General features: G+C 65.2%; 17 protein-coding genes. 13 read left to right on the top strand and 4 right to left on the bottom strand.

Annotation, left to right across the window (positions count from 1 at the left end; all coding sequences use genetic code 11):
• Nucleotide 1: 1 nt before the first annotated feature.
• Together gspD and GGQ74_RS11595 are read right to left on the bottom strand one after the other, a co-directional pair.
• Nucleotides 2-2,122: a type II secretion system secretin GspD gene (gene gspD / locus GGQ74_RS11600; protein WP_167941704.1), complete on the bottom strand. Its 2,121-nt coding sequence runs from the start codon at nucleotides 2,120-2,122 to the stop codon at nucleotides 2-4.
• Nucleotides 2,123-2,175: 53 nt separating this feature from the next.
• Nucleotides 2,176-2,964 carry a PDZ domain-containing protein gene (locus GGQ74_RS11595; RefSeq protein ID WP_167941703.1) on the bottom strand — a complete coding sequence of 263 codons (789 nt, stop codon included), beginning with the start codon at nucleotides 2,962-2,964 and terminating at the stop codon, nucleotides 2,176-2,178.
• A 175-nt stretch (nucleotides 2,965-3,139) separates the two neighbouring features.
• On the opposite strand from GGQ74_RS11595, the gene mrtJ reads away from it, so the two are divergent.
• From mrtJ to GGQ74_RS11540, 11 genes are read left to right on the top strand one after another with little or no spacing between them, the layout of a single operon-like run.
• Nucleotides 3,140-3,589, top strand: coding sequence for a JDVT-CTERM system glutamic-type intramembrane protease MrtJ (mrtJ, locus tag GGQ74_RS11590; protein ID WP_167941702.1), 450 nt, complete (start codon nucleotides 3,140-3,142; stop codon nucleotides 3,587-3,589).
• Between the two features lie 23 nt (nucleotides 3,590-3,612).
• Complete coding sequence (locus GGQ74_RS11585; protein WP_167941701.1) at nucleotides 3,613-5,046, top strand: WD40 repeat domain-containing protein; 1,434 nt, start codon at nucleotides 3,613-3,615, stop codon at nucleotides 5,044-5,046.
• Nucleotides 5,043-5,459 carry a type II secretion system major pseudopilin GspG gene (gspG, locus tag GGQ74_RS11580; RefSeq protein ID WP_167941700.1) on the top strand — a complete coding sequence of 139 codons (417 nt, stop codon included), beginning with the start codon at nucleotides 5,043-5,045 and terminating at the stop codon, nucleotides 5,457-5,459. Before GGQ74_RS11585 ends, gspG begins: the two co-directional genes overlap by 4 nt.
• Nucleotides 5,456-5,887 carry a pilus assembly FimT family protein gene (locus tag GGQ74_RS11575; protein ID WP_167941699.1) on the top strand — a complete coding sequence of 144 codons (432 nt, stop codon included), beginning with the start codon at nucleotides 5,456-5,458 and terminating at the stop codon, nucleotides 5,885-5,887. The genes gspG and GGQ74_RS11575 overlap by 4 nt, the downstream gene beginning before the upstream one ends.
• Before the next feature lie 11 nt (nucleotides 5,888-5,898).
• A complete protein-coding gene (locus tag GGQ74_RS11570) occupies nucleotides 5,899-6,264 on the top strand; it encodes a type IV pilus modification PilV family protein (RefSeq protein WP_167941698.1) in 366 nt (121 codons plus the stop codon).
• The gene (locus tag GGQ74_RS11565) at nucleotides 6,261-6,836 is read left to right on the top strand and encodes a PulJ/GspJ family protein (protein WP_167941697.1); all 576 of its coding nucleotides are present in this window, start codon (nucleotides 6,261-6,263) and stop codon (nucleotides 6,834-6,836) included. Before GGQ74_RS11570 ends, GGQ74_RS11565 begins: the two co-directional genes overlap by 4 nt.
• The gene (locus GGQ74_RS11560; protein WP_167941696.1) at nucleotides 6,833-7,813 is read left to right on the top strand and encodes a type II secretion system minor pseudopilin; all 981 of its coding nucleotides are present in this window, start codon (nucleotides 6,833-6,835) and stop codon (nucleotides 7,811-7,813) included. The genes GGQ74_RS11565 and GGQ74_RS11560 overlap by 4 nt, the downstream gene beginning before the upstream one ends.
• A 19-nt stretch (nucleotides 7,814-7,832) precedes the next feature.
• The gene (locus GGQ74_RS11555; RefSeq protein WP_167941695.1) at nucleotides 7,833-8,930 is read left to right on the top strand and encodes a PilN domain-containing protein; all 1,098 of its coding nucleotides are present in this window, start codon (nucleotides 7,833-7,835) and stop codon (nucleotides 8,928-8,930) included.
• Between the two features lie 7 nt (nucleotides 8,931-8,937).
• Nucleotides 8,938-9,432, top strand: a complete 495-nt coding sequence (locus tag GGQ74_RS11550; protein ID WP_167941694.1) for a type II secretion system protein M — start codon at nucleotides 8,938-8,940, stop codon at nucleotides 9,430-9,432.
• A gap of 12 nt (nucleotides 9,433-9,444) precedes the next feature.
• The gene (locus tag GGQ74_RS11545; protein WP_167941693.1) at nucleotides 9,445-10,278 is read left to right on the top strand and encodes a hypothetical protein; all 834 of its coding nucleotides are present in this window, start codon (nucleotides 9,445-9,447) and stop codon (nucleotides 10,276-10,278) included.
• 22 nt (nucleotides 10,279-10,300) lie between these two features.
• Nucleotides 10,301-10,987, top strand: a complete 687-nt coding sequence (locus tag GGQ74_RS11540) for a prepilin peptidase (RefSeq protein ID WP_167941692.1) — start codon at nucleotides 10,301-10,303, stop codon at nucleotides 10,985-10,987.
• On the opposite strand, the gene larC is transcribed toward GGQ74_RS11540, so the two are convergent.
• The gene (gene larC, locus GGQ74_RS11535) at nucleotides 10,984-11,718 is read right to left on the bottom strand and encodes a nickel pincer cofactor biosynthesis protein LarC (RefSeq protein WP_167941691.1); all 735 of its coding nucleotides are present in this window, start codon (nucleotides 11,716-11,718) and stop codon (nucleotides 10,984-10,986) included. The two genes, GGQ74_RS11540 and larC, sit on opposite strands and share 4 nt — an antisense overlap.
• Before the next feature lie 194 nt (nucleotides 11,719-11,912).
• Here larC and GGQ74_RS11530 point away from each other — a divergent pair, with 194 nt between their 5' ends.
• Nucleotides 11,913-12,596 (top strand): CBS and ACT domain-containing protein, encoded by a 684-nt coding sequence (locus GGQ74_RS11530; RefSeq protein ID WP_167941690.1) that lies wholly within the window; start codon nucleotides 11,913-11,915, stop codon nucleotides 12,594-12,596.
• A 277-nt stretch (nucleotides 12,597-12,873) separates the two neighbouring features.
• Nucleotides 12,874-15,939 (top strand): PAS domain S-box protein, encoded by a 3,066-nt coding sequence (locus tag GGQ74_RS11525; protein ID WP_167941689.1) that lies wholly within the window; start codon nucleotides 12,874-12,876, stop codon nucleotides 15,937-15,939.
• Nucleotides 15,940-16,006: 67 nt separating this feature from the next.
• Here GGQ74_RS11525 and GGQ74_RS11520 read toward each other — a convergent pair whose 3' ends face one another.
• Complete coding sequence (locus GGQ74_RS11520; protein ID WP_167941688.1) at nucleotides 16,007-16,780, bottom strand: tRNA1(Val) (adenine(37)-N6)-methyltransferase; 774 nt, start codon at nucleotides 16,778-16,780, stop codon at nucleotides 16,007-16,009.
• Nucleotide 16,781: the final 1 nt, after the last annotated feature.

Raw genomic sequence — 16,781 nt, 5'->3', positions numbered from 1 at the left:
CTCAGTTCCCTTCCTGAATGGGTGTTTCATCCACCTCGCCCCGTGCGGCGGGTGCCAAGGCACCGGCATCCGCAGGCGGCTTCGGAAGCTCGCCCTCGGTACCGAACGTGCGGATGCTCTCGTCCACGGGATTCGGAGGAATCTCGTCCTCATCGAGGTCGAACTCCTGATTGATGGCGTCCTGTACCTCGCGCGTCTGGCGGCGCGCCTCGTCGATCTTGCGACGGCTCAGACGTTCGGCATCGTCCTTGGTATGCACGATGCGCGCGGACACAAAGAGCATGAGCGTACGCTTGGTGGCCGACGTACCGCGCGTCTTGAATAACCACCCCAGAAGCGGCACGTCCGACACGCCGGGCACACCCTTCTGCCTGCGGTTCAAGTCGTCCTGAATCAGACCGCCGATGACCATAGTCGCCCCGTTGAGCAGTTGCACGGAGGTCTTGGTGTTGCGCTTGGTTGTCACCGGCAGGCTCACCTCCTTCGTCAGGGACTGAACGACGTTGGACACCTCCTGATAGACGTCCATATGGATGAGTCCATCCTCGGCGTTGATATGCGGAGTCACGCGGAGCTTCACGCCGATTTCCTTCTCGCGATACTGGGTCTGGAAGTTACCGCCGTCGGTGACGGTCTTGCCCTCGGTCACGAAACGCTCCTCACCAACGAAGATTTCGGCCTCAGAGTTATCCACGGTGAGAATCTGCGGTGTGGACAGGATGTTCACGCCCGTAGCGGACTTGAGGTATGTAATGAGCGCCCCGAGAGACGGATAGCGCACGCCGTCGTAGGTCACCACGTCGCCCAACACGCCAAGGGTGAATCCGCCGGGCAATTCGGAGAAGGCCGGGCTTTCAGGATCCTCCTTGAGCGTCGGAGCCTGGAAGTTGAGCAGGGAGCCGTCCTTGTCGACGAAGCCGATGCTGCCGCCGATGTTGCTGCCTCCGCCACCGGCCAACCATTCCACGCCGAAGCTGCGGGCGTTTTCGAGGCTCGTTTCAAGGATGAGCGCCTCCACGAAGACCTGATCCAGCGGACGGTCCAGTTCAGCCACGATGGCGTCCACCCGCGCAAGGAAATCCGGGTCGCCAAGGGCGACGAGGGTGTTGGTGTCCACATCGGCGGAGACGAGGAAACTCTCCTCCTCGCGCTCCTTCTTGTGCGACGAGCGCGAGGACGTACCCTTTGCGCCGTCACCTTCCGCCCCCAACGATTCGCCAGACGAATTCAGGGACGACTCCTCAAGCTTCGCGCCAAGCGCGGAAAGAACTTCAGCCACGGCGCTGGCCTTGGAATTCTTGAGCCGATAAATCTTGTAGTTCGAGGTCACTTCCTCGCCGGTGTCGATGCGGTGCAACAGCTTCTTCACCTCGGTCACCTGCGCGGGCAGACCGGCCACCAGAACCGTGTTGGACCAGCCGAGCACATAGCTCAGGGGCGGCTCGCCGCTGAAGCCCTTGGCTTCGAGGTCACCATAGAACTTCGCCAGCAGGCGCTGGGCGTCCATGGCCTTCACCTTTTCGAGGGAAATGAGTTCCAGCACCCAGTTGGGCCGGGTGATGGGCACGGAGTCGAGCACCTCGACCATGCGCTGCACCATGAGCCGCTTGTCGCTGATGAGCAGTGCCCGCGCCTGCGGCACCGGCAGCGCCGCGCCATAGTCGGGGCTGACCATGGTCTTGACCAGATCGGCCGCCGTCTTGGGGTCGAGCCCGCCCTCCAGCCTGTAGAACACGGTGATGCGCTCGTCGTCTCCGCCGGGGCCGAGCTGCGGATAGAGCGTGTCGCCGATCTCCTTCACCTGCCCCCGGCGCACCACGTAGTGCACGTCGTCCTTCACCACCACGTCGTACCCGGAGAGTAGCAACATGTGGCGGAGAATGGTCATCAGCTCGGCCTCGCTGACCGGCTCCTTGGAGTAGATGCTGACCCGCTGCTCGGGGATGCGCTCGTCGTAGACGAAGTTCTTCCCGGTGTAGTTGGCCACGAACTTGACCAGATCGCCAATGAGGATGTTATCGAGGTTGGCCTGTACGTTCTTTCCCTCCTGGCACAGCGCCGCGCCGGAAAGGAGTGTGAGGAGCAGGCAACTCAGAAAGGCGGTCCCGAACGCGTGTCTCATCTCGTGCTTCCCCCTGCGCTTCAGCTTGTACCGGCAACGTACCGGCCTCACGATCAGTCGATATTGAGCAGGAACGTCTTCACCTCGCCCCCGCGCCGCACGTCCACGGTCACGGTGGTTCCGGGCTTCATCTCTCCATAGGCCATGAGCAACTTATGCGGGCCGTCCATGCGGCGGCCGTTGATACGGATGAGGATGTCATCGTCCTGCAATCCGATGGTGCGCAGGATGGACTTCTTCTTGATGTTGTTGACGAGGAAGCCGATGACCTCCCCATTCTCGCGATAAGGCTTGAAATTCGCGTGGTTGAGCATTTGGGTGGGGTCGCGCAGGTAGGGCGCGACCTTCTCGCCGTCGAGGCTCACCTCCACGGAGCGGCGGACCTCCATGGCCAGCGGGGTCGCAGCCTGATCGCGCAGATCGACGGATTTCTCGACCGCGCCCTGTCGCCACAGCACACCCGTGGCGTTCACGGCGGCAAGGGTCCAGCCCTGCTCGTCGTGCCCCAGCGCAAGAGCCTTGAACTCACCACCGACGAGAAACAACCCCACCGACGGCTCGCCGAGCACCGTCCCCATAAGCCGCCACGAGGCGGGATCGACGCCCACCGGCGCGGCAACCGCCACCGCAGCGACGGCCGGGGCGGGGATGGCCAGCCCCAGCAGATTGCGCTCGCGAATGTCGGCCACCAGCCGATTCCGCTCCGCCGCCACGGCAGGGGCATCCCCACCGCGTTCGGGGCGGGGCGGAACATCCACCGGCACGGCGAAGGCTCCGGCCGCATAAGCGGCCGACAATCCCACAAGTATGGGCCACACCCATTTCAACGTATTGAACTTCATCGTTTTTGTGCTATACCTCCGTAATGAGAGGCTTCTCCATCAAACCACCATATAAGCGATTTGAGAGATTACCACAATAGCGTTCCAGATTTCCTGCACAAACTCGCAACGCGTTCCAGCGGCGAAAACGCCAACATCGCGGAGCCGGAATACGATTTTGCCAATGCATCGAAAAATGACACACGAAGACAACACGCACCCCGTACTCGATCAGGCACTCCGCTTCGGGCGCGGCCTACGCGATCCGCTGTTCCTGGCCCTTGTCGCGTTGGGCGCAGTGGCCTTCGCCCTGCCCCGCCCCCATGCGGGCATCACGGTGGGTGCGTTGCTCTTCAAGGCCGCCGTCGAGGAAACGGTCTTCCGGCTCGGCGTGCAGGATACACTGGCCCACGTGCTTCCCGCCGGAAAGCACCTTCCGCTCAGCTCGGCCAACGTGGCGGCCGCCGTGCTCTTCGCCGCCCTGCACCTCATCGCGCACCCGCCGCTCTGGGCCGCGCTGACCTTCGCGCCATCCATCGCCTTCGGCCTGACGTGGGATCGCCACCGCAGCCTGCCGCTGTGCATCCTGCTCCACTTCATCTACAACATTCTGTACTTCCACCGGCCGTTTAGCGTCCCGACCTGAACCGCACAGCCCGAGGACTCGCCATGACACGCCGCACCGCCTCCGCCCGACACCTCCACACGGCCTGCGCCGCCGCAATCGTGCTGCTGGCCCTGAGCCTCGCCCTCGGCGCGTGCGCACGGCGCACGCCGCCCCACCCCACCGCCGAAACCGAAGCGCCAAGCGACGCGGTGCCCATCGTGCATACCGCTCCGCCCACGAATTCGCCGCTTGGCGTCTTCCTTGCCGAGCGCCACGCCAGCCAGCATTCGCAGGTCGAAACGGTCTTCACCCCGCCGACCGAGGGGATGACGGCCCGGCACGCCATGATTCTCTCCCGCGAGCGTCCGCGCACGGAACTATTGCGCAACGTCGAGACCGCCGTCACCGAAGCCGACGGCATCGCCGCCGGACTTACCGACGGCACGGTGCTCGTCATCGACGCCTCGGGCTCCGTAAATGCCGCACTGCCCGAGAACGGCCCGGTGGGACTACTGACGTGGACGCCAGGAAGCCCTGCACTGGCCGCCACGGTGCGCGCAGGGCGCACGCTACACGTCCTGTCCCTGCCGCGATGCATGTGGGTTGGCGAGCATCGCCTGGCCGGCCCCATCACCATGGCCGCCGTTTCGCGCCACGGGTCATGGGCGGCGGCCGTGGACGAAACCCACAGACTCTGGCTCGGCCCCTCGGCAGGCACGCTCACGCACGCGGGCACGCTACGCTACCGGGCGCTGGCACTGGCCTTCACCCCCGGCGAACGCATGCTCATGGCGGCGGACAGCGCGGGTTGGGTGACGCTCTGGTCCACGGAGTCGGCATCCGAGGCGGGGCATTTCCTCGTCCCCGGCGGACCCTTCGCCTCTGCGCACTTCAATGGCCGGGTGCTGACGCTCACCCCGCCGGAAGGTCCACCAACCGGGTTCGACATCGCCACGCGCCAGCCCGCTCCGCCAACCGAAATCGAAACGCCGTTCCGGCTCGAAAACGGCACGCTGTGCCACCTCGCCCCCCGCAGAAGCTGGGTGAAGCGCGTGATCTTCGGCACGCCCCGGCTCTCGGCGGCCCTGAGCGCAGAGCGCGCCACCATCCGCACAAGGGACATCGACGGACTCACCCGCCACTACTCCGTACGCACTGGCGAGCAGGAAACCATGCCGCGCAACGCCGAATGGACGGACCTCCCACTCACTTCTGACGGACGCGCCAGCATCGATGACCGCACCTACGCGCTTGCCGACCCAGTCATGCGTTCCGGGAACAACCTATTGCTTTGCAGGTACATACCGGGTATAGGATTCTATTTATGGTGGGAGGACTGCGAACCCACTCCGGACGTGCCCACCACTGCCCCCGCCTCGCTGCCCATGCGCACGAGGATCGGCCCGGACGTCACGCCGGGAGGCGTTCCCCTCGCCGAGGACGACACCCCCGACACGCCAGACGGCAACACACATCCCAAGGAGCCTGCTCCATGACGCATCTGCGCGGATCACGCCGCAAGAACGCGGGTTTCAGCCTCATCGAACTGATGGTCGTCATCGTCATCCTCGGCATTCTGGCAACACTCCTAGTCCCGAAGATCATGGACAGGCCGGACGAGGCGCGCATCACCAAGGCCCGCCTTGACATCCAGTCCATCGAGACCGCCCTCAAACTCTACCGCCTCGACAAGGGGCGCTACCCCACCACGGAACAGGGGCTTGGCGCGCTGGCGGGCGACTACCTCGAAAACACCGGCTTGCCGAAAGACCCGTGGGGCAACGAGTACATCTACCAGTCCCCCGGCCCGAACGGCTCGGATTACGACATCGTCAGCCTCGGCGCGGACGGCAAGGAAGGCGGAACGGGCAAGGACAGCGACCTGAGCGTCCTCGACGAGAAGGGATGATGCGCCAAGGCAGCTCCACACGACGCGGCCTGACGCTCATTGAGATTTTGGTGGTCATGGCCGTGGTGGCCATGGGGTGGTTCATGCTGCTGCCCCGGCTGGACGTCGCCCGCTCCGGAGATGCGTTCACCCGCACGCTGGACGCGGTCAACGTGCAACTCGACGCCGTGCGCGAGGCCGCCCTGCGCGACGGCCTGCCCCAGACGGTCGAGGTGGCGCTCGGCGAGGACACCCTGCGCTGGCGGGATACGGAAATGACACTGCCCGAGACCGTCAGCAGGATGCTCGTCAACGGCGAGAACCCCGGCGGACTGCGCATGGTCTTCCACATCCACCCCTGCGGAATCACGGACGAGGTACGCGTCGTGCTCGGGAACGGTGCCGCGCTCAAGATCACCCCGCTTTCCGGACACTTCGCCGTGGACTGACACGAGGACACATGCCACGCCATCGCAACGGATTCTCCCTGCTCGAAGTGCTCGTCGCGCTCATGGTGGCGGCCACGCTCTCGCTCGGCCTCATGAGCGCGCAAAGCAGCATCATCCACCTCGCGGACCGTAGCGCGGGCATCTGGGCAAACCTCAATTTCGCAACGACCATGCTGGCCGAGGACTATCCGGCCCGCCTGCGCATGGCCACGTCGGGCTTCGCGGACCGCGACGGAAACCGGGATACGCAATGGAAGCTCGACCGTGTGGGCGAGCTCGACGGCCTTGGGCACTACATGCTCACCACGAAGGTGCCCGCGTCCTCCATCGAATGGGAATGGCTGCGCGACGAAACTCGCGTGGGAGCCACGCGATGACAACGCGCCGCGGCGAAGCGCACCCCTCGGCAGGGTTCACGCTCATCGAGCTGCTCGTCGCGCTGGTGGTGGGGACCATGATCATGGCGCTGGTCCTGACCTCGGTGGACCGCACCATCCGCCACGAAGGCATGCTGCGCAAACGCGGCGAGACCATGGCCGAAATGTCGCGCCTGCGCCGCCTCATGCACAGGGATTTCACGGCGGCGGCCGCACGCACGCTGACCTTCGAATCCAACGCGCTACGGCTGCCCACCACCCATGCGCTGCTCTCGCCGCATCCACTGCTGGTGGACGTGGAATGGGATTTCTCGGGCGGCACCATCCGACGCATCGAAAGCGTGGAGGACATGAACTACGAAAACGAACTGCTCATCGCCGAACACGTGACCAGCATACGTGCCGAACTCTACGACGCCATCAACCGCCGCTGGCTTCCAGCCGCAACGGTCTTCTCGTCCGCCGCTCCCCGCTTCACGGCTGTGCGGTTCGAGCTGGGCGTCGGGGACGGCGAACCCGTCACCATCGTGGAACGCCTCCCGGTTCTGGCGGGCACGGAAGAACAGCAATGACCGGCTGCCCGACGAAACACCCCGCCCCCTGCGGCCAACGCGGCGCCGTGCTCGTGCTCGTGCTGATCTGCATGCTGGCGCTGGCGGCCTTCGTGCTCGGCGCGCTGGACAACGCCTTCCGGCAGGCACGCGAGCCCGCCCTGCTGACCAAGGAATACCGTACGGACATGCTGGCCGCGGCGGGACTCACCGCCGCCATCGAATGGCTTGGGCACGACGACGTCTCCGGCGCGGACACCCCACTCGACGACTGGGCCAGCACGTGGACCGGACCAGGGCTGACCGTACGCATCACGCCCTGCAACGCCCGCCTGAATCTCAACTGGGCGCTCATGGGCGAAAACGCCACCATCGCGGGCGAGGAGGCTCTGGCGGCCTCGGCACGGGTGAAGAGGGCCATTGAAACCCTCACGAACGACGCAAAACTGCCGGACTTCGCCATGGACAATCTTCTCGACTGGATGGATGCGGACACGACGGCGGAAAGGTTGCACGGTGGCGAAAAATCGGCATATAGTTCGACTGGAAAACCGTACACGCCCCGCAACGCCCTGCTGCCGCGCCCCGAGGAAATGCTTCTGGTTCGCGGTTTCGAGAACGCGGACGTGCGCTGGCTGCGCGACAACTTCACCGTGTGGGGCGAGAAGGACCCGGCCATAAACATCAACTTCGCCCCGGCCTCGGTCATGAAGGCCTTTCTGCCGGAGCTCGAATCGGTGATCCCAAACCTCGTGGCCTATCGGCAGCGTACGGGGATTCTCAGCCCATCGGATCTCATGAATGACGACATCGGCCTCTCGCGTGAGGAATTCCTCGCCATAGACCAGTACGTGACCGTCGGTTCCGGCACGTTCCAGGTCGACATCGAGGCCGAACTCGAAGGATGGTATCAGCACATGCGCTGCATCGTGGGCCGCACCAACACGCGCGTCACGCTCATCAGCGCCGATCTGCTCGAAAACAGACTCCGGGACTGAACAGGACACAGGTGTGAACATGGCCCCAAAACGCTTCTACGCCCTGCACTTCGACGGCGACCGCGAAATCTGGGAGCGCGTGGACGCCTCCGGCGTCGCCTCGTGCGAGGCACCCACGGACAAGCCGATGCCCCCGGTCATGGCAATCATCCCGGACGAGCATCTCTTCTTCTTCCGGCCGGACGACATCACTCTGCGCAAGCGGCGGGCCATGGATGCCGCCTGCATGCTGCGCATGGAACATCTCTTCCCCCAGCCCGAGGGCACCCAACAACGCGGCATCCTGCGCACGGGGCAGCTCGGGGCGGTGGGCTTCGTGACCGGACCGGGTCTCCCGGACTTCTGGAAACAGCACGCGGCGGTGCTCGACGCCGCCACCGTGGTCACCTCCAAGTTCATGCTCGGATGCGCCTTCGCAGCCCAAAACGGCCTTGAGTCATGGGCCATTGTCAACGGTTCCTCGCCCATGCTCCTCGCCCACGAAGGTCGGCTGCATCGCGCCAGCGACCGCGAGGAAATCGAACGCCGCAGCCCGGTGCAGCCCCCGAAACGCATTGACTGGCGCGAGGCGCTGGCCGCCATCGGTCCACAGCGCGAACTGTGGACGGAATTGCGCCTGCCTCTGCGACAGAACGCGGGGAGCACGAACCGCCTGCGGCAGGCCGTCATCGGCTTCGCTGCGGTGACCGTGGCCGCAGCGCTGGTCATCGGCGTGGCCGCGCGGGACTACATGACGCTCTCCACCGAGGCCAACGCCCGCGAGGCGGCCCTCGCCAAACTCTACACGGACGCCCTCGGCCCCTCGCCCGGCCCCACGCCCCAGCGTAGCCTCGTTTCGCTACACGCCTCCCTCAAGGGAAGCGAAGTGGCGGGCTTCGACGTTCTGGACCTGCTCGGCGCACTCAGCCGACACGCGCCAAGCGGCATGCTCATCGACTCCTTCAGCCTCGCGCCGGGCAAGGGCACACTCCGGGGCACGGCGGCGAACTACGACGCCGTGGAAGGCTTCCTCAACGCACTCAAGGCGGAAACCGCCTACGCCTTCACGCTCGAACAGGCGACCAACGCACCAAACGGCGTGACCTTCTCCATGAAGGTCGCCCCGCAACAACCATGAGGTGGCGATGAAACTTCCCGATCTGCCCCTTCTGCGCGAATTCGTCAGCGAGCATCCGGACCGCGCCGCCATGGCCGCCCTCGGTCTATGGGCGGTGCTGCTGGCGTGCGTGTGGCTGGTGCTGACGCAGGCGTCCGGCTCCGCGCGCGAACGCATCGCGGATGTCGACAAACGCTACGCCCGTGCGGCCCCGCTGGTGCGCGAGGTCGCCTACATGAAGGCCCAGCGGGCCGAATTCGAATCCATGGAGCCGCTGGCCGCCGCACGCAAGGTCACCCGCGACCTGACGCTCGACGCTCATCTGGCGGCCATCCGCCCCACCCCTGCGGCCAACGGCAGCGACGGCATCCAGATGGTCTTCGAAAGCCTGAACCTGCCCCAGACCCTCGACCTGCTGAAGAACCTGCGGGACAGGGTGGGCCTGCAGGTCGTCTCCTGCTCGCTCAACAAGCGGATGGACAACCCGGCCCTTGCCGACATGCAACTCATACTTGTCCGTTGACGGGGAAAACACATGGCACAGACGATATTGCTCTCACAGCGAAAGAAACGCGGCGGCCTGCTGCGCGGCACCGGCATGACCCTGCTGTTCGCTGCGGCCCTCACGGCCGGACTCATCCTCTTCACCCCATGGCCCACCGTCTGGAACATGGCGCTCGGCTCCGCGCTGGAACGCATGCCCAACGTGCGGGCATCGTGGAAAGAACTTGACGAAGCGGGAGCGTTCCGGTTCAGGTTGGCGCAGGTGCAGGGCTTCACGCACACCGCCCGCTTCTCTGCGGACGAAGTGCGCTTCGCCATCGGCTTCACGCCCCTGACGATCCGAGGACTGGACATCGACTTCGGGCGCACCAAAACCAGTATGGACGAGGCACGCCTCGAACTGGGCCTTGCGCCCCTTGCGCGGCTGGTGCTGGTGACAGGACCGGAGCTTCGCGCGGACCTCTTCCGGGGCCGCACGCTCGTGGTAAATGGCGGGGCCGAACTCTCGCGGCTGTTCGAAGGCAGGGGACTATCCGGAGTGCTGAACGTCTCGGCGGACTGCCGCTGGAACACGGGCTTCGAGGGCTACCCTAACGCGGGCAACATCGAACTGACGGCGGAAAGCCTCACCCTGCCGGACGGCACCGAAGCGCGCGGATTGAACATCGGTGCGGACCTGAACGGCAAGAACGTGCTCATCCGCAAGGTGGCCGCCGAGGAACCGCTGCGACTACGCGCGCGGGGAACGGCGGAACTGCGCAAGAATTTTTTCTACACACGCGTGCTGCTCGACGGCGACCTCCAGACCGGCGACCAGCGCATTCCCTTCCGGCGCGAGGACAGACTCGAACGACTACTCAACTGACATCCAACTGGACTCGAAACCGATGACATCCGCACACGTTCTCTTCCCGGCGGCGGCATTGCTGCTGGGGCTGGCCCTCGGCGTCCCCTGCGCGGCCATGGTCCGACGCTACCTGCGCACCCTGCCCGACGACGAATACGACACCCCCGGCCCGGCCCTCGTGCCCTGCGTGGCCACGGCCACGGGCGTGCTGGCCCTTGCGCTGGCGGTGCGCTACGGCGCGGGACCGCACTTCGCGGTGTACCTCGCCTTCGGCATCATCCTCGCCACGGCGAGCTTTATCGACCTCTACAGCTTCATCCTACCCGACTCGCTGACCCTACCGCTGGCCGTGCTGGCTCCAGCGGCGTCCATCCTTGTGCTCGACATGCCGCCCCTGGAATCCCTCGGCGGCGCGGCGACCGGAGCGGGCCTATTCTGGCTGTTGCAGGTGGCCTACAGGAAAGTGCGCGGCATCGAAGGTCTCGGCACCGGCGACATCAAGCTCATGCTCTGCCTCGGGGCGCTGACGGGCCTGTCATTGCTGCCGCTCACGATCCTGCTCTCGTGCTTCGCCGCGCTGGCCGCCGCCCTCGGCATCCGCCTACGTGGCGCGGAGGTGGGCATGCAGACGGCCCTACCCTTCGGCCCGTTCCTGTGTATCGGCACCGCGCTGACCATCACCGCCGGGCACGCGATCATGAACTGGTATCTGGGGCTGGTCCTCTAGGACCGCTCCTCGCCCGTCCAGTCATCCAGCAGCACCAACCGCAGGCCGCGATTGTCCGGCCCGAGGTCGTGCGTACCGAAGCCCGTGGCCGTGGAGCGCACAACGCCCCGCGGCCCGGCCACAAACCCATCCACCACCTGATCGATGATGAGCGCCCCCGTTGGCGTGACGATCTCCTGCCCGAAATCCGTCGGCTGCACGGGCTTGCCGCGCATGAGCTCCAGCGTGGCGGGCGCGGGCAGCGGCAGCACGCCATGGGCGCACTCCACCCGTCCATTGAACCATGGCAGTGGCGAACAGACCGTCCGCTCCACCCCAAGCTCCGCCAGCGCGTAAAACGCCCCAACCACGTCAACGAGGGTATCCACGGCCCCCACCTCGTGAAAATGCACATGGTCCACGGGCACGCCATGCACCCCGGCCTCCACTTCCGCCAGCCGCACGAAGGCCCGCTGCGCGCACTCACGTACCTCGGCATTGAGCCTGAGCCGCCGGATAACCCCCGCGATGTCCGGCAGATGCCGCAGTGGCTGGGACGCTTCGCAGTCGATGGCGAGCCTTCGCCCCGCAAAGCCGTTGACGCGCGAAACCGGCGCGGACACCCGCACGTCGATGCCCGCGCCACGCAATGCCTCCGCGACGGGAGCGGGATCAACGCCGAGACCGGCCGCCGCGGCAAGGAACATGTCCCCCGCGATGCCGAATCCGCAATCGATGTACAACATGGTCATGACATTTCCCCAACAGGCCGCAGAGCATCGCAAGCTCCCGAAATTGGTCTTGAAAACACGGGCGACCTGTGCAACTTTACAGTGTAGGACATTCACATGGTTCAGCAACGCACCAGCAGACGCAACGATCCGCCAGTGCATCGCCAAGACCGCACGCGGCAATGCGCAACGGCCGGACGAAAAGGAGGCCATACATGCTCGTAGGCAACTGGATGAGCCGGGATCTCGTCACCGTCACCCCCGACACCTCGATGATGCGCGCATCCAAGATCATGAAGGACGCCAATGTGCGCGGCCTTTCGGTGATCGACGAAAACGGCCGTCTGATGGGCGTGGTGACGGACCGCGACCTCAAGGAGGCCTCGCCGTCCAAGGCGACGACGCTGGACGTTCACGAGCTGTACTACCTGCTCTCCGAGATAAAGGTCAAAGACATCATGAGCACCAAGCTGGTGACCGTGACCCCGCAGGATTCCGTGGAAAAGGCAGCCGTGCTGCTCCAGCGCCACAAGATCGGCGGGCTGCCCGTGGTCGAGGGCGACAACGTCCTCGTGGGCGTCATCACCCAGTCCGACGTGTTCGACGTGCTCATCTCCATCACCGGCGTGCTCCACGGCGGATTCCAGTTCGGCATCGAACTGCCCGACGAACGCGGAACCATGGCCGCCCTCGTGGAATTTCTCAACTCGCACGAAGCCCGCATCATGAGCATCCTCACGTCCTACGAACCGGAAGGCGCACCCACGCGCCGGGTGTTCGTGCGCGTGCAGGACATGGACAAGGCCCTGCAGAAGGTCATGCTGGAAGACCTCGGCAATCGCTACAAGGTCCTCTACATCCTTCGCGAGGACGTCCACCACATCGCCGCGGAACAGTAAAAAAAACGGCCGCGTCGGGTTCCCGGCGCGGCCTCCCTTTTCCACCAATCCGCGCCCTGCGGCACCGAAATTTCCTCGGCCTGCGGTCTTTCAGCACCGCCAGATATTTATTGCGCAGGCGATTTCTGCTACTCTCCATGAACAACTCTGCGGCGTGCGCACCAGCGCGCCGCAACGGCGCACGGGCGCGCTCATGCCCCCGGTCCACGGTTTCTTTCCGCCGGGATTCAGACATGCCCCTGTCCCGTAGCCGAACCTCAACCCCTGCGGGCAGTCCATGAACCCACGCCGCCAGTTCGCCATCCTCTGCCTTGCGCTGCTCTCGCTGTGGGCCGTGGCGCTCCCCGCGTCCGCCCATGAGCAGCCCATCGTACGCATCGGCGTGCTTGCGCTACGCGGACCAGCCGAGGCGCTTCGCAGATGGGATCTCACGGCGGCCTATCTCTCGTCGTCCATCCCCGGACACGTCTTCCGCATCGTGCCCCTCACCTTCCACGAAATCCACGGGGCCGTCACCTCGGAGCAGGTGGACTTCATCCTGTGCAATCCGTCCATGTACGTCGAACTCGAAATGAGCAACGGCGCAAGCGCCATGCTCACCATCACCGAGACGTACCGCGACGTCCCAATCTCCCACTTCGGCGGAGTCGTCGTCACACGCGCATTTCGCGACGACATCAAGACACTCTCCGACCTCAAGGACAAAACAATCGCAGCCGTCGATCCGGACTCCCTCGGCGGATGGCGGGCGCTTGCGCGGGAACTCGCGGTGATCGGCATCACGCCCGAGCGTCACCTGAAACGCATCGACTTCGCCGGAACGCACGACGCGGCGGTCATGGCCGTCCTGCGCGGAGAGGTCGACGCCGCCACCGTACGCACCGGCACGCTGGAGCGCATGTCGCATGAACAGAAGATATCCCTGCGCGACTTCAGGATTCTGCCTCCACTCACACCCGCGGACCCAACCTTTCCACTCCCCGTCAGTACGCGGCTGTACCCCGAATGGCCCTTGGCGCGTCTGGCCCACACGCCGCAGGACCTGGCAATCAGCGTGGACGCGGCGCTGCTCTCCCTCTCGGCCCACCACCCAGCGGCGCGCGCAGCAGGACTGTCCGGCTGGTCCCCACCGCAGAACTACGCCCCCGTCCACGACCTGCTCGACGCACTGCACCTTGGCCCCTACAAAACAGCCCAACACGTCGACCCGATTGCCGTCATCCAACAGTACTGGCACATCATCGGCCTCACTTTGCTCATCCTCGGCATTTTCGCCGCGGGTGGGCTTCATGTCCTGCGCCTGTACGCGAAGCTCAAGCGCTCGCAGGCCGCACTGCTCGAGAGCGAACGGAAATTCCGCACCATGTTCGAGTGCCATCCGGCAGTGATGGTCCTCGCGGACGCCAACACGCGCACCATCATCGAGGCGAATCCTGCCGCTTCGAACTTCTACGGCTACTCTCCGGAGGAGCTACGCGGCATGTCCGTGACGAATCTGGACACCGCGCCCCCGGAGGTTCTCGGCGAGTACATGCGGGATGCGGTCTCTTCGTCCCGCAACGTCTTCCACGTCCAGAACAGGCTGGCTTCCGGAGAAGTGCGCGACGTGGAGGTGCAGGCCGTACCCTTCCATATGGGCGAACGCAACGTGCTCTACTCCATCATCAACGACGTCACGGACCGCGTGCGCGCCGAACGCGAACTGCGTGACGCCTTGAGCGAGCTGCAAACCATTCTCGAAAGCAGTCAGGTCGGCATCATGTATCTGCGCGGATACAGGTTCATCGCCGGGGGCAACGCGAAGCTCGCCGAAATTTTCGGCTACGACTCCATCGACGACATGATCGGGCTAAGCGTCTTCCATGTGCACACCTCGGAGGAAAGCTTCGCCCAATTCGGGACGCTTCATTACGAAAAGCTCGTCTCCGGCGCACAGCTCCAGGTGGAGTACCAGCTACGCCGCAAGGACGGTACGCCCATCTGGTGCACACTCTCCGGCGCGGCGGTGGACCGCACCACCCCGCCAAGCCTCGGGCGCGGCGTCATCTGGATCATCGACGACATCACCGACCGCAAGCGCATGGAGCAGGAACTCCACGACGCCTTCGCCTTCCAGAAGCTCATCATCGAGAACCGCATGGTCGGCATTTGCTTCGTGAAGCACCGCCAACTCCAGTGGGCCAATCAACGCGTCTTCGCCCTCTCGGGATATTCGCAGGACGAACTCGTCGGCCATTCCACGCGCATCATCTTCCCGAACGACGACGTACACGAGGCATTCGGGCAATACGCCTACACGGCGCTTGGCAGAGGCGACATGTACGACGCCATCCACCAGCTCATCCGCCCCGACGGTCAACTGTATTGGGCCCACCTCATGGGCACGGCGCTGGACCCCGCCAAGCCGGACGAGGGCTCGCTGTGGCTCTTCGACGACGTCACCCAGCGCAAGGAGCTGGAAGACGAACTCCTGCGCACCAACCGCATGCAGCAGGTTCTGCTGGAAAACGGCATCATGGGCATTGCGCTGGTCAAGCACCGACGCTTCCAGTGGGTCAACAGCCGCATGATGGAGATGACCGGCCTTACCGAAGCGGAGATTCTAAATGCGCCAACACGCATCATTCACATGGACGACGCCACCTACGAGGCATTCGGGATCTCGGCCTACGAGGCCATCGCGCGCGGCGAGTTGTACGACACCACTCTCCCGCTGCGCAGGGGAGACAATCAGTCCTTCTGGTGCCGCTTCACGGGGCGCGCACTCGATCCGTCACACCCCAACGAGGGGTCGGTCTGGATGTTCGAGGACATCACCGAACGTCGGCGCATGGAGGAAGACCTGCGACGCATGGCCACGCGCGACTCGCTGACCGGAGCCTACAACCGCAGGCGCTTCATGGAGAAAGCTGAGGAGGAGCTTGTCCGCGCGCGGCGTTACAGTCGCCCTCTGGCCGTGCTCATGATCGACCTCGACCACTTCAAGGGCATCAACGACTCCTATGGCCACCACGCCGGGGACGACGTGCTACGCGCCATGGTGCAGGCCTGTCTTGATACCATTCGTGAGACGGACGTGTTCGGAAGGATGGGTGGAGAGGAATTCGCCGCCGTGCTGACGGAAACCCCGGCCGACGCGGCCCGCGACGTGGCGGAGCGCATCCGCTCCCGGCTGGAGAACACGCCGGTCGCAAGCGGTGGCAAAAGCATCCACTTCACGGCAAGCATAGGCCTCACGGCCCTATCGGACACGGACAACTCGCTGCAGGACGCCCTGCGCCGCGCGGACCGCAACCTCTACGTTGCCAAGCAGAAGGGACGAAACAGGGTGGTGTGGGACTGACGGCCGAAATGGCCCACCCGCGAGAGGGACGAGAAACGCGTTGCGTTCCGGGTCGAAGAAGAAAATCCTAGCCGCGCCGCCCGGCGTTGCAGGCCATGAAGGGGCAAAAGGCCAGCGCGTCCGCGCACAGGCACGACTCGTTGCCTGTGCCCTCATAGAGCACAAGGGGCGGCTCGACGATCAGTCCGGCACTAGCGCCAAGCATCCCCTCCACAAGCGCCAGCCGCGCCGGTTCGCCAATTCGCGAATGCACCATGCGCAGGCGCTTTGGCGCAAGGCGCGCCGCGCGGAAATCGGCGAACAGTTCGGGCAGCCGCTCCGGTAGCCCAATGAAGCACACCCGCCCCCGGTTGCGCACCAAACGCGCAGCCGCAGCCACGAAATCCCCCACCTGCGCACGCACCTCGAAGCGTGCGGCGTCGCGCCCGGCATCCGCCGGCCGCCGCCCGGTCCCGGTCTCGCGATAGGGGGGATTGCAGACCACGAGATCAAAGGACTGCGCCGCAAGCCCCGACGCGCCGATGGCGGACACGTCGGCCTCCACGGCCTCGAACCGCTCGCCGAAGCCCAGCAGCTTCACATTGTCCCGCTGCGCGGCGAGCATGTCCGGGTTGATGTCCACGGCGGTCACCGTGGCAGTGGCGGCCTCGTCACGCAGAAGCAGACCAAACCCCACCACCCCGCAGCCCGCGCCGAGGTCGGCGATGCGCCGCGCCGCTCCCGGTCCCGCAAAGCAGGCCAGAAGCAGCGCGTCCGCCGAGAAGCGGAATCCGCCTTCGGGCTGGACAAGCCCACGCGGGAAATGCGCGCGGGCGTCCTCCGCAGTGCGGAATTCCGGCATG

The sequence above is a fragment of the Desulfobaculum xiamenense genome (genome assembly GCF_011927665.1).
In the GTDB taxonomy this organism is placed as follows: Bacteria; Desulfobacterota; Desulfovibrionia; order Desulfovibrionales; family Desulfovibrionaceae; genus Desulfobaculum; species Desulfobaculum xiamenense.
The sequence above is the reverse complement of the archived record's forward strand: the minus strand, read 5'-3'. Positions and strand labels throughout refer to the sequence as shown.

What these genes read in the sequence shown, in the direction of transcription:
- gspD (WP_167941704.1), bottom strand. Translation starts at nt 2,122, where the DNA reads ATGAGACACGCGTTCGGGACCGCCTTTCTGAGTTGCCTGCTCCTCACA.
- GGQ74_RS11595 (WP_167941703.1), bottom strand. Translation starts at nt 2,964, where the DNA reads ATGAAGTTCAATACGTTGAAATGGGTGTGGCCCATACTTGTGGGATTG.
- mrtJ (WP_167941702.1), top strand. Translation starts at nt 3,140, where the DNA reads ATGACACACGAAGACAACACGCACCCCGTACTCGATCAGGCACTCCGC.
- GGQ74_RS11585 (WP_167941701.1), top strand. Translation starts at nt 3,613, where the DNA reads ATGACACGCCGCACCGCCTCCGCCCGACACCTCCACACGGCCTGCGCC.
- gspG (WP_167941700.1), top strand. Translation starts at nt 5,043, where the DNA reads ATGACGCATCTGCGCGGATCACGCCGCAAGAACGCGGGTTTCAGCCTC.
- GGQ74_RS11575 (WP_167941699.1), top strand. Translation starts at nt 5,456, where the DNA reads ATGATGCGCCAAGGCAGCTCCACACGACGCGGCCTGACGCTCATTGAG.
- GGQ74_RS11570 (WP_167941698.1), top strand. Translation starts at nt 5,899, where the DNA reads ATGCCACGCCATCGCAACGGATTCTCCCTGCTCGAAGTGCTCGTCGCG.
- GGQ74_RS11565 (WP_167941697.1), top strand. Translation starts at nt 6,261, where the DNA reads ATGACAACGCGCCGCGGCGAAGCGCACCCCTCGGCAGGGTTCACGCTC.
- GGQ74_RS11560 (WP_167941696.1), top strand. Translation starts at nt 6,833, where the DNA reads ATGACCGGCTGCCCGACGAAACACCCCGCCCCCTGCGGCCAACGCGGC.
- GGQ74_RS11555 (WP_167941695.1), top strand. Translation starts at nt 7,833, where the DNA reads ATGGCCCCAAAACGCTTCTACGCCCTGCACTTCGACGGCGACCGCGAA.
- GGQ74_RS11550 (WP_167941694.1), top strand. Translation starts at nt 8,938, where the DNA reads ATGAAACTTCCCGATCTGCCCCTTCTGCGCGAATTCGTCAGCGAGCAT.
- GGQ74_RS11545 (WP_167941693.1), top strand. Translation starts at nt 9,445, where the DNA reads ATGGCACAGACGATATTGCTCTCACAGCGAAAGAAACGCGGCGGCCTG.
- GGQ74_RS11540 (WP_167941692.1), top strand. Translation starts at nt 10,301, where the DNA reads ATGACATCCGCACACGTTCTCTTCCCGGCGGCGGCATTGCTGCTGGGG.
- larC (WP_167941691.1), bottom strand. Translation starts at nt 11,718, where the DNA reads ATGACCATGTTGTACATCGATTGCGGATTCGGCATCGCGGGGGACATG.
- GGQ74_RS11530 (WP_167941690.1), top strand. Translation starts at nt 11,913, where the DNA reads ATGCTCGTAGGCAACTGGATGAGCCGGGATCTCGTCACCGTCACCCCC.
- GGQ74_RS11525 (WP_167941689.1), top strand. Translation starts at nt 12,874, where the DNA reads ATGAACCCACGCCGCCAGTTCGCCATCCTCTGCCTTGCGCTGCTCTCG.
- GGQ74_RS11520 (WP_167941688.1), bottom strand. Translation starts at nt 16,780, where the DNA reads ATGCCGGAATTCCGCACTGCGGAGGACGCCCGCGCGCATTTCCCGCGT.